The sequence below is a fragment of the Burkholderia sp. 10_S31 genome (assembly GCF_056930375.1).
Genome location: NZ_JBXOWK010000001.1, coordinates 143,393 through 155,579, shown reverse-complemented (window position 1 = coordinate 155,579; position 12,187 = coordinate 143,393). Strand labels below are relative to the sequence as shown.

The window sequence follows — 12,187 nt, the reverse complement described above, 5'->3', positions numbered from 1 at the left end:
TTCTGATGATCGATTTACGCAGCGATACCGTGACACGTCCGAGCCAGGCGATGCTGGCCGCGATGACTGCCGCCGAAGTCGGCGACGACGTATGGGGCGACGACCCGACCGTGCTGCGCCTGCAGGCGGTCGCGGCCGAACGTGCCGGCAAGGAAGCCGGCCTGTTCTTCCCGAGCGGTACGCAGAGCAATCTGGCCGCGCTGATGGCCCATTGCGAACGCGGCGACGAATACATCGTCGGCCAGCTCGCGCACACCTACAAGTACGAAGGCGGCGGCGCGGCCGTGCTCGGCAGCATCCAGCCGCAGCCGATCGAGAACGCGCCGGACGGTACGCTGCCGCTCGCGAAGATCGCCGCGGCGATCAAGCCGATCGACAATCACTTCGCCCGCACGCGCCTGCTCGCGCTCGAAAACACCATCGGCGGCCTGGTGCTGCCGGAAGGCTATGCGCAGGAAGCCGTCGCGTTCGCGCGCAGCCGCGGGCTGGCCGCGCACCTCGACGGCGCGCGCGTGTGCAATGCGGCGGTCGCGTCGGGGCGCCCGATCGCCGAGCTGTGCGCGCCGTTCGACACCGTGTCGATCTGCTTCTCGAAAGGGCTTGGCGCGCCGGTCGGTTCGGTGCTGGTCGGCAATCGCGCGCTGGTCGAGCGCGCGCAGCGCTGGCGCAAGGTGCTGGGCGGCGGGATGCGGCAGTCGGGCATCCTTGCGGCGGCCTGCCTGTATGCGCTCGACCACAACGTCGAACGACTCGCCGACGATCATGCGAATGCCGCGCATCTCGCGGCAGGCCTCGCGCGCATCGAGCCGGTGAAGGTGCTGTCGCACGCGACGAACATGGTGTTCGCGCAATTCCCCGAAGCCGATTGCGCGCCGCTCGAGGCGTGGCTCAAGGAGCGCGGGATCCTCACGCAGATGCTGTACGCGTCGCGCTTCGTCACGCACTGCGACGTGTCGCGTGCGGACATCGATACCTTCATCGACGCGGTCGGCGCGTATTTCGCGCAACGGCGCGCGTAAGGCGGAATGCGCCGGCCGGCGGGGGCGCCGGCGCGTCGTGGCGCGAAGCAGGAAGTGGGGAGGCGATCGGGGCGACGCTGCAACCCGTCTGTCGATATCTGGCGTGCCGGCGGATTACGCTTGCCGGGGCGTGTCGACCGGCGGCGTGCCGTCGCGGAATAGCGATTTCAGTTGCGTGCGCAGTTCGGCGCTGTCGGTGTGCTGGTGCACCGAGACCGCATGTTGCACGGCGGCTTCCAGCAGTTCGTTGTCTGAGTCGGCGGAAATCGCGACGGAGCAATTCATCGCGCTGGGGAACTCGCGGCAATCGATATAGCGGCGGGACATGATGTTCTCCTCACGGGAAAGGGAACGGCCGGATTTGCATGATCGGCCGCGCCGCGCGTTCGCGAGGCCGATGAAAAAAGTATAGGCGGCGCGGCGGGGTTTCTCGCCGCCACGCGCACCACGCCACGTGCCGCGCCGGCGATGTCGATCACCCGCGCGTCACGGCAGCGGCGCGAGCAACCGGCGCGCCGCTTCGACCACCCGTGCGGACAGCGACGCCATGGTCGGCGACTGCACGGCCCACGCGTGCCAGTACAGCGTGATGTCGGTCGGATGCACGGGCGCGAGATCGACGAGCCCTTGCGCGTCGAGCGGCGCGCCGCCGGTCAGCGGCTCCGGCACCATCGCGTAGCCGAGCCCGTGCCGCACCGCCGCGAAATGCGCGTGCGTGCCCGGCACGTAGTGGCACGGATACGCGCCTTCGGGCAACCCGAACTTCTCCTTCAGGAATGTCGACTGCAGCGTGTCGCGCCGCGAATACGCGACGACCGGCGCGTTGCGCGCGCTCGTGCGGTTCAGGCCGCGCGGAAACCAGCGCCCCGCGAACGCGGCGGCCGCGAGCAGCCGGTAGCGCATCGTGCCGAGCGGCGTCGCGACGCAGCCGCGCATCGGTTTCGGCTCGGTCGTCACGCAGCCGACGGCCATTCCGCTTTCGAGCAATGCGAAGGTGTGGTCCTGGTCTTCGACGATCAGCTCGAACAGGATGCGCTCGCCCGCGAGCACCGAAGTCAGCGCGGGCAGGAACCACGTGCCGAGGCTGTCGGAGTTCAGCGCGATCGTGACCGAGATCGGCGATTCGCGCTCGGTCGCGAGCGTGCTTTGCAGGTCGGCCTGCAGCAGCGCGACGCGGCGCAGGTGTTGCAGCACGCGCTGTCCGGCCACCGTCGGCCGGCACGGCCGCGTGCGCAGCACGAGCGGCGCGCCGAGGCTTGCCTCCAGCGCGCGCACCCGCTGCGTGACGGCGGACGCGGTCACGTGCAGGCGCACGGCGGCCTGCTCGAAGCTGCCGGTGTCGGCGACGGCCAGCAGCGCGGCGGCCTGCTTCGGATCGATCGTCAGAGACATGTACCAGATAGACCGAGACAGGTTGTCATACTTAAAACGATGAAGCCTTGGTAGTCATGGCATTGGGGCCGATCATGATGCTTGACGATCAAGTGTGGCATGGAAATCGGTCACACCTTGGGACCAAACTGTGACCGATTCGGCATGATGTGCCAGATGGTCTGGCGCAAGATGCGCATATCGGAGAACCATGTCGTAACTCGACCATCCACCCAATTCCTTCAGACGCTCAAGCGGTGTGCCACTCTGAACGTGCCAGCTAGCCCACGTGTGCCGCACATCGTGAAATCGAAAATTCTCGATGTTCGCGCGCGCACACGCGGCGAGCCATTGTTCTCGATCCCACGACGTGATCCGCTTGCCGTTTCGGACGAATACAAACCGGTGGTGCTTGCCGATCTGCTTGCGGATCAGTGCGATCGCCTCGCTGTTCAGAGGGACGCCGATCGACTTGCCTGCTTTTGCCTGATCTGGATGAATCCATGCGCGCCGGGCAACCAAATCGAGTTGCGACCATTCGAGGCCGAGAATGTTGGCTTGTCTAAGCCCGGTCGCAAATCCAAATGCTGCAACATCACGCATCCAGTCACGATTGATCTCGCGAAGCAGCCGCTGCGCCTCCTCCTTCGTGATCCAGCGAATCCGCCTATTTGACTCTTTGGAACATTTCAGCATTTGTGCGCGGTCGCTCCACTCCCACCTCACGGCAGCGTTAAGCATTCCGCGAATCGTTGCGAGATATCGATTTCGCGTTGCTACGGAGGCGGGTTTGTCGGCGCTCCAGCGGCCACATTTTTCCGGAAGAGCCTCGATGATCTCGGCAGAAGTCAGGGAGTCAATGTGCCGCCCCTGGAAATACGTGCCGAAGTGTCTCAAGTGACCCACGAAGTTGATGTAATTCCGTTTCAGGGTCTGCTCTTTGAGGTATCTCACTACGGCCTCTTCGTACACGTAGCGGCGTCGCTCACTGAGCTTATGCACACGCCACAGTTCCGCTTTCAGCTTGTCGTGATACTCCTCAGCTTCCTTCCGGTCGGAAGTCCCACAAGAGCGGCGTATTCTTTCTCCGCTTGGCGTACGGAGATCGAGGTAATAGACGCCGCCGCGCTTTCGGATGGACATTGAAAACTCTCCTTTCCTTCCGCCCGCGCCGGTCGATCGGCATTGTAACCGGACGATTTCGATTTCAGAATTTCAGGCCAGATTCGCCAAATGCCACCGATCTTGAAGAATCCGAGGGCTTGGCGATTGGCATAAACGGTCGAGTACGAAACAGCTAGCAGGTCCGCAGCTTCTTTGAGGGTTAATGCCCGAGCGATGGGTGTCGTCATCTCACTTTTACCTGTGGGGGCATGCGGACGTTTGGTTAGCGCCGCGCGAGCGGCGCTTCGTCTTTCTGGATTGTTTTTGCGGGCGTCTGCCCGCTGCTGTTCGGCTGCATCGAAGTGCCGTTGACGCTCGCCAGCGAGATAGCCGGGCGCTTCTTCGCGTGTTCCCGCTTTCGCGGCAGCGGACGTGGGGTAGAAAGGCCGGGCGCGAGGTCATTTCACTGCCGCCTGCGCCATATTCGGCGTCCAGTCGGGATCGGGTGACTGCAGGATCTCATCCAGCTATTGCAGGACGAGCGGAAGGTCTTTCTGGCGCTTGATGTTCTCGCGGTCGAGCGTTTTTCTCAGCCATCGAGTGCCTTCCTGTGCCGCTTGCATTCGCGTTGCGTATGTCGTGGTGCCTGCGCCGAACTTCAGTGGCGTTGATGCGAAGCTGTCCCCGAAGTTGTACATCGCCGCGCAGATCCACTGATCGGCTTTCGGTTGGGCCACGTATATTTCCGCGATCGGCTTTTTCGTCCGCTTGCTGATGCTGATGGGTGAGCGAAGGGTATCGGCAGGAACGCAGCGGCCGTCTTGATCTGGTGTCGTTACCGGGTAAATCCGTGCCTTCTTCGGAGAGTCGAGGAGGTCGGCCATCGGTAAAAGTGCCGCATGAACGGCGCAAATCGTTCCGGGAGATAGTCTGCCGAATACCGTGTCGTGCAACATCACCTGGAGGAGTTTGTGCGGCAGTTCAAATGGGCGCTGACGAGCCGGCAGGTGTTCGAATGGCTCAAACAAACGGTCCCGGAAACCTCACAGATATCCAACGTGCGGCACGGTTCTACTACCTGCAGAAAAGTTGCTTTGGGGCAAAGCTGGAAGGGCAGACGTTTGGGACAGCGACGACAACGCCATCGGGCCTCAACCTGCTACGTATCGAGGAGGATCTGCCGGCCGCCCATCTGCGGCTCGCGAACACGTTCGTCGAACGTCTCGATTGGGCCGCCTGCATTGATCGGTACGACCGACCGCACACGCTGTTCTATTTGGACCCGCCGTATTACGAGACGGAAGGCTACGGTGTGGCGTTCCCGTTCGCGGAATACGAGAAGATGGCCGAGCGGTTGCGTTCGCTTAAGGGCCGAGCGATCGTAAGCCTGAACGACCATCCGGATATTCGGCGTGTGTTCTCCGGGTTTCACATCGAGACCTTGCCGATCCAGTACACGGTCGGAGGCGGGAAGGGCGTCGATCGTAACGAGCTGATCATCTTTAGCTGGGACGACGCTGCGCAGCCCGTCGGGTTTTTCTGATTCGATAAGAAAACGACCTGCCGTCGAGAAGGACGGCAGGTCGGGTACTGCATGGGCCGATTTACTGCGTTGGAAGAATCAGACGTTACAAATCCTTCCGCTGGAAAGATACGACAAAATCGGTGGCCGTTGCATGTCAATCTTGTGATTAAACGCGTGCCGTTCGGCGCACCCTGCCACCGGCATTTTCCTGTTCCCGCGGTCGAATTTGGTATCCTCTGACCAGAAATCGGCGGTTTGCCCGTCTCGATACGCGGCCCGATCGCCTGAATCAATACAAATTCAACAAAGATCGAGAGGGCGATCGTGTCATTATCCGAAACAATAAGCAGCTTCGCTGCGGGGGCGGTTGACTGGAACCGGCGCCCGGTCGCGCTGAATTTCGGGCGATTACAAAGTAGCTTGGGGCACTTGCTTGCCCTTCAGCACGCCTGTCTGCACGAAGGGCTGATGACCGGAATCCACGGGCATCTGACGTGCGTATCGCCCCGGCACAATCTGCCTCCTCAACTGTTTATCGGGGTTCCCGTCTCGGTGCGGCTCGTAACCGACCGGGGGCAGCTCCATTTCGTCAACGCGATCGTGCAGGATGTGCAGATCGGTCAGAGCGACGGCGAACTGTGCGTGTACCAGCTCACGGTTTGCGATGCTCTATCGCTGATGGACAAGCGCACCAATTCACGCGTTTTCCGTCAGCGGAGCGTGATCGACATCCTCACGACATTGTTCAACGAATGGCGGCAGCGCAGCCCGGCGCTTGCCCGTGCTTTCGAATTCGACCTGTCCGGTTTGAGGCGTGAACGATATCCGTCGCGCGAGTTGACCCGGCAGGTCAACGAATCGGACGCGAAGTTCGTGCGCCGCCTGTTGCGCCGTGAAGGGATTACGGTGTTCGCGAAGGCGGGGGCCGCCAAGGCGTCGAACAATATTCACGACGACACGCCCGTGCATACGCTGGTGTGCTGCGACGACCCGCTGTCCTTGCCGGAAGCGCCGGCCGGCACGATTCGACTGCATCCGCGTGATGCTGGCACCGAAGAGCGCGATACAGTCACGCTCTTCGCATTGCACCAGCGCTTGATTCCGAGCAAGGCCGGTCGCCCGTCGTGGGACTACAAGAAGGCGCGAATCGACGAGTCGGTCGTTGATGCGGGCATCGATCAAGGCGAGTCAGGCAACGATCTGGCCAAGCTCTTGACCGACGTCGCAATCGACATTCCGCACGTCGGCGACTCATGGAACGATCATGAACGTCTCACGCGCGCTCGAATGCTCGCGCATCAGTTCGAGGCCGAGCGGTACGACGGTACGAGTAGCGTTCGAGATATGGCTGTTGGTGCATGGGTCACGCTGACGGGGGATCCCGAATGGGACATGATGTCGAGCGACAAGCGGCAGTTCGTGATCACATCGATCGATCACGATATCTGGAACAACCTCCCGAAAGGGCTCACCGAGCGCGTGCTGTCCCTGTTTGCGGCGAGTCGACACCTCACCTATCCGTTACCGGCGCAGCAACCGGCATCTGCTGACGAGCCGGATACCCGTTACGAGAACGCTTTTACCTGCGTGCGACGCGGCGTGCCACTTACGCCGGCCTACGATCCGAAGGTCGACCTGCCGCCTGTTCACCTGATGACTGGCGAGATTGTGACGCGCGATGGCGAAGAAGTGGTCTGCGACGAACTTGGCCGGGTCTACGTGCGAATCCACGGTCTCGACCCGGACGATCACGCGCACGCGCAGGGGGCTGGCACGAATGGTAATGCGGGCGACAGCGCCCCGATTCGCGTGGTCTCGAATCTAGCCGGCGCGAATTTCGGTGGTTCGTTCTTGCCTCGCGCCGGCATGGAGGTTCTGCTGGGTAGTATCGGTGGAGATCCTGACCGTCTGATCATCATCGGGGTCCTGAGCAACGGCGCAAATCCGCCGGCTGCATTCACGCATACAGGCTCGCTGCCGGGAAATCGCAATGTGTCCGGGATCAAGACGAAGGAAATTAAGGGTCGGAAATATAACCAGATCCGGTTCGACGATACGCCGTCGCAGATAAGCGCACAGTTAGCCAGCGAACATGCGCATACTCAACTGAATTTGGGGTATCTGACGCAGCCACGCAATAACGGCGTGGGACAGGATCGCGGCGAAGGCGCCGAGCTGCGTACGGACGCGGCGGCAGCGTTGCGAGCAGCGCAGGGCATCTTGCTGACGACGTACGCCCGCTCACAGGCAACCGGTGGACAGCTTGATCGCGACGAATTGCTGCAATTGCTCGGCGAGTGTACCGAACTTTTCAAGTCGCTTGGCGATTATGCCGGTCAACACGGCGGGCAGGCAGCGGACACAGCAGGCCAAGCGGCGGTTGCACAGGCGTTCAAGGGGTGGTCGCCGGGCGTTGGAGCCTCGGACAGCGGTGCTGCCACTGCGGCCGGCTCGCAGGCGCTGATGGCGTTCGGCGCGCAGGCCGGGTCGATGAACGTGACGCCGAAGACTCACGTGACGTATGCAGGCGAGAACATCGATCAGGTCGCGCAGCAGCATCTGCAGTTGATGAGCGGCCAGCGCTTCAATGCAACGGCGGGGCAGGGAATGCAGTTGTTCGCGCGCGGCACGGGTGTGCAGGCCGTGGCGGGCGAAGGCCCGATGTTGCTGCAGGCGCAGGCCGACACCCTGACGGCGAATGCGCAGAAGGGCGTCAAGATCGCGACGAACGAAAACGAGGTGTTGGTGACTGCGCCAACAATCCGGCTTGTCGCTGAGGATGGCAGCTATATCAAGATCGGTGATGGCGTCACGCTCGGCACGAACGGCGATATCAAATTGCTGTCGGCGTCGCATCAGTGGGGCGGGCCGTCGACGGAACAGGCTTCGAAAACGTCTTTTGCGAATCAGCCGACCGATCAGCAATTCCGTTTGCATTTTCCGGGGCATACGCAGGAAACGCCTGCACTCGCGGCCAATCAGCGGTATCGCATTGCGCTCAACGATGGACGGATCATAGAAGGCAAGTCCGATGCCAGTGGGCTGACTGATCTGGTGAAGGACGACGTGATGCGCATCGCCAAGATCGACATTTTGAAGCCGTCGCTCTGAGGCGACCGGGGAGAATCCTATGGCCGAGACCAATAATGACTATCGTGTGCACGCTCAAGGCGCGGGCATCACGACTTCGAATCGTCCCGATGCCCGCAACGTGCAGTTGCCGGGTGACTTGCCGGGCATCGTGATCTTTATTCATGGGGTGAACGATCCGGGGGCCGTGTATTCCGTTGTCGAGCAAGGGCTGTGTCAAGGGCTCAATGAGCGCTTGTCACGGACCGATTTGAAGGAGGGCAGCTACGGTGCCCTTTATCAACGAGCAAAGACTCAAAAAAATCCAAGCAAGCGGCAAGCGGAGATTTTGTCCGATCCTGATATGTATCTATATCAACGTGCCGAACTCCCCAATATCACGAAAAGTTTTTTTATTCCGTTTTATTGGGGGTTGCGTGTCGACAATCGGGATATTGCCAAATTGAATAATCCCGGCATCATCAACAGTCGGGTAGCAGACGACCGCGGCAACCTTATGACACGTGGCCAGTATCAGGATGTCAACGGAAATCGGCTCGATGCACACTTTGCAAAGGCCGGCGGATTCTTTGCCAACGCGACCAACAATATTCCGCAAATGTACGGTAAAGGCTTTGAGCCAGACTGGAAAACTCAGCAAGTGGCGTCCCACGCATTAGGTGGAAACAGCGTGTATCCCGGAAGGGCACCTGACCGGCGTTATTTCGTACTGGCAGCGACACGACTGGCGAATCTCATCAAGACGATTCGCGCGATCCAGCCGAAGGCATTGGCCTCTGAGCACGGCATAGACCCTCGGCATGAAACCATTACAGTGTTGGGCCACAGTCAGGGGACGATCATTACTCTGCTGGCACAGGCGATACTCAAGCAACAGGGGCAGCGTTGCGTTGATTGCATCATCATGGTGGATACACCCTACAGCCTCTATGCAACGGAAGACGACGGCAACCAGACCGGCCACGGAAAGCTGAAAACCCTGATCGATATCGTCAATGTGGTCACGAGCGAGCCGCATACCGTTCCCGATCTGGCAGATCTGCTGATTACTGCGGAGCGATCAGGTGGCCGGGCAGGCACGAACTGGAGCAAGACCTGCGGAAAGCGGCTGGACAAGAACGGTAAGAGTTGGATTACGTTTGACGAGCGAGACAATCGCGGTAAGGTGTATCTGTACTTTTGCCCTGAAGACACGGTGGTAGGCCTCAAGAAAGTGCGCGGGATCGGAACGTTTGGTGTGCCCGATGAAGTGCCAGCTGATGGGGCTGCCGCCAAACATGGTAAGACCATGCAGGCCATGACGGCCCTTGCGCCCAAGCGATTCCACCAGCGCATGTGGACGCGGATGGAGCGCGATGATAACGGCAAAGGCAAGTTCCAGAAGGTGCTGGTCGGCGTATCACCTGCGCGGGTGCCCGTGCGCGACCGGTTCGAGCGACTTACACCTGGACCTGATACGGACGGATCCATGCTGGGCACGGTGCTTGAATCGAGCAAGAATGCTGCTCTGCAGGCGTCATTTACTCGTAACGATATCCGCTTTATTAACGGTGAGGAACTGAAGCCGCCGTGCGAACCCGACTTGTACGGTGGCGAAATCAAGAAAGGTGGTCCACGTCCCGGCCACGCCGACGTGGCAGGGATGATGACGCCAGACGATGTCACGAAGGATGTCTCGTTGGGTAATCAATACGCGTCATTCAAATGGATTACCGTCGAGACGACACGTAATCCGCTGGCTAGTATCGAGTCTTACAAGACTGCTTTCAATCAGGGCAAGGCGATCAACGACCAGTCGCAGAACTGGCGGGTGGTCCCGAACACCTCGGCGACGTCGCTCATCAAAAATGCGCTGCTTCCAGTCGTGCCGCCCCAGCAACTTATTCAACGAGAAGAAACTCCCAACGAAGCTCGCGCGCGCATGCAGCAGGATCCGGACGCTCGAGAAGCGAATAACTACCATTCGGGTGTGCTGCACAGTACGGAGAATCATCGGTGGGTTACCGCGATGGACGTGGCCATCGGCCAAGCAGTCACGCTCGATGATCCGGTTTGGCGAGAATTGCTGATCCTGATGGCGGACTGGAAAATGGCTCCGGCGTCACTCGCCAAGATTCAGAAAAATGCAAATTATGGTCGTCTTGATTCCAAGATGCGGGATTTTATTCAAGCCTGTTCCGACTATTATATGTATGGGACTTTTCCTGAGGCGCACGTGTCTTCGACCCCACCGCCATTGGTAACCAGTGAATTGACATCAGCGGCCATCGCTGCACAAGAGAAGGCTCAGGCCGATTACTACAAACAAGAGGCGCAGAAAGCCCAGATGATGTATGGGAATAAGACGATCGGGGAAGTCTTCCAAGGGATGCCGCGATGATCGCGAGACCGCGAATTTGGCCGTATGCTGCCGCGTTTGTTGTGGTGGCGATAGTCTGGACCATCTTTGTGATGGCGCGACACTACAGTTATTGGCAAACGACAGGGCAGGAGATGCCGCAAATGGGAAGTAGCATTCGGAATGGTGTGCTTGTGGTCTTGGCTTTGGTCGCCTTGGCGTATGGCGCGAGCGTCGCGTGGTTGCATCGAACTCCGGTGGCGACTGCCGCCACATCCGACCGTCCGGTTCCGGGCAATCAAGAGAGCAGTGCAGTCGTAGCGCACGGCTTCAACGGCTCTTCCACGATGTTGTCACAGACCGGACAGAAGTACGTGCTTGAGGTTCGTGGAATGGGGATCGTGGTTGGTGAATATGCCGACGAGGAAATCTGGCACGAGATCGAGAAAAAGGCTGATAACCACGCATCGTATGTATCGGCAAATCCGGAAGACTATCCGGATAGTGACGATATCCGGATGGCTAATCTTCGTGTGTCAACTACTTTGTCATTCAAGGAAGGCGGTCGTCATGCCGTCGAATACTGGCCGGTGCCAACGATTGTCTGGGGGCCACCGAAAGACAAGGGGAATGGTTTTCGTGCGGCAAAGAGTATTGCTGATGGTAGGCAACAAGCAAGTCTTGGTGTGACGCTTTTCCTTTGGGAGGCGGACGCCAATACTAGCGATGGTGCGGCAATGATCGAAAAGCTGTTCGCATTCTTCGACTCGCATCCGGATGTTCCGGCGGCCTTGGTGGTCAGTCAGGACGGATCGATGTTGCGCTCGCTTCTTGTTGCGCCGGGTAGTGGCGGAACATCTCGCGCGGGACACATCATTCCCGAACTGCCGGATAGTATGGGTGCCATCCTCGTATCCCGTTCGGATCGAGTGGACAAACTTATTCGTCCGTACGCCGTCGAGCAGACTGCTCAGATCGACCGGAATAGTACCGAATACGACATCATCAGGTTGTGGAATTTCTTTTGGGAGCAGAACGACGATCGCGGCCCTGACAGCTTCACTGCGCATTACATCGAGCAGGAAAAGCAGGCTGGCGTTCTGTATCCGGGAGCGATCGGCGTGATGTCGTCTACTTGGTGGCAGGCGCAATTGCCGCGGTTCTGGAAAACCATCGGCAACAAGGGGCCGGGCCAGTTTACGCCGACGCCGTACATTCCGGTGCGCTGGACGACATGGCAGGTCAAGCAATTTGATGATGCGCCCTTGCTCGGTTATCTCCATCGCCCGGTAGACGTGAAATTGACCGACGATCATGGGCAACTGCTCAAGACTGCGGCCCAAGCGGCAGTGCTGAAGGCGGGCTGGGAGCAGGCCATTGCAACGTTGCCCGACGGGAAGGAGCCGAAACGCGTGTTTTACGATACAACCGGCGATCGGCTGTGGGCTGTCCCATTGAATCAGGCGCTCGCGCAAGCAGGCGCGGCTGCCCCAAGCCTGAGCGACGTCAAGGATGGTTACGATATCGGCGCACGCATTGGCAACACTGGTGTGAGTTCGCCGCTTGTACAAGTCGGTTTGGGACTGATCGCAGGCTATCAGGATGGAGGAGCGAGTGCGACCGTCAACCGGCGCTCTAATGGTACGGCGAGCATCATCATGATTAGCCCGCCCGACGCGACGAGTAAAGCGGCGTGGGCTCAGGCGAACAACGGCGCGAATCCGTTCAAATGATGGCTGT

At 59.9% G+C, this 12,187-nt stretch carries 8 protein-coding genes and 1 pseudogene; 5 read left to right on the top strand and 4 right to left on the bottom strand.

Annotated features, from left to right (window positions below):
• Positions 1-5: 5 nt before the first annotated feature.
• Complete coding sequence (ltaE, locus tag AC1Z3W_RS00720) at positions 6-1,019, top strand: low-specificity L-threonine aldolase (protein WP_124832648.1); 1,014 nt, start codon at positions 6-8, stop codon at positions 1,017-1,019.
• A 114-nt stretch (positions 1,020-1,133) separates the two neighbouring features.
• Here the strand turns inward: ltaE and AC1Z3W_RS00715 are convergent, their stop codons facing one another.
• The 4 genes from AC1Z3W_RS00715 to AC1Z3W_RS00700 all read right to left on the bottom strand — a co-directional run bounded on the left by AC1Z3W_RS00715 (position 1,134) and on the right by AC1Z3W_RS00700 (position 4,378).
• Positions 1,134-1,346: a DUF1059 domain-containing protein gene (locus tag AC1Z3W_RS00715; RefSeq protein ID WP_057925608.1), complete on the bottom strand. Its 213-nt coding sequence runs from the start codon at positions 1,344-1,346 to the stop codon at positions 1,134-1,136.
• Positions 1,347-1,505: 159 nt separating this feature from the next.
• A complete protein-coding gene (locus AC1Z3W_RS00710) occupies positions 1,506-2,411 on the bottom strand; it encodes an HTH-type transcriptional regulator ArgP (protein WP_175826412.1) in 906 nt (301 codons plus the stop codon).
• 72 nt (positions 2,412-2,483) lie between these two features.
• On the bottom strand, positions 2,484-3,533 hold the full coding sequence (locus tag AC1Z3W_RS00705; protein ID WP_483506643.1) for a tyrosine-type recombinase/integrase: 1,050 nt from the start codon (positions 3,531-3,533) through the stop codon (positions 2,484-2,486).
• Positions 3,534-4,021: 488 nt separating this feature from the next.
• Positions 4,022-4,378, bottom strand: coding sequence for a hypothetical protein (locus AC1Z3W_RS00700; protein WP_483506642.1), 357 nt, complete (start codon positions 4,376-4,378; stop codon positions 4,022-4,024).
• A gap of 54 nt (positions 4,379-4,432) precedes the next feature.
• On the opposite strand from AC1Z3W_RS00700, the pseudogene AC1Z3W_RS00695 reads away from it, so the two are divergent.
• The 4 genes and pseudogenes from AC1Z3W_RS00695 to AC1Z3W_RS00680 all read left to right on the top strand — a co-directional run.
• Positions 4,433-5,037: pseudogene (locus AC1Z3W_RS00695) on the top strand (DNA adenine methylase); the annotation flags it as partial.
• A gap of 306 nt (positions 5,038-5,343) precedes the next feature.
• Positions 5,344-8,130 carry a type VI secretion system Vgr family protein gene (locus AC1Z3W_RS00690; RefSeq protein ID WP_483506640.1) on the top strand — a complete coding sequence of 929 codons (2,787 nt, stop codon included), beginning with the start codon at positions 5,344-5,346 and terminating at the stop codon, positions 8,128-8,130.
• Between the two features lie 19 nt (positions 8,131-8,149).
• On the top strand, positions 8,150-10,489 hold the full coding sequence (locus tag AC1Z3W_RS00685) for a DUF3274 domain-containing protein (RefSeq protein ID WP_483506638.1): 2,340 nt from the start codon (positions 8,150-8,152) through the stop codon (positions 10,487-10,489).
• A complete protein-coding gene (locus tag AC1Z3W_RS00680) occupies positions 10,486-12,180 on the top strand; it encodes a type VI lipase adapter Tla3 domain-containing protein (RefSeq protein ID WP_483506636.1) in 1,695 nt (564 codons plus the stop codon). Before AC1Z3W_RS00685 ends, AC1Z3W_RS00680 begins: the two co-directional genes overlap by 4 nt.
• The last annotated feature ends 7 nt before the right edge of the window (positions 12,181-12,187 follow it).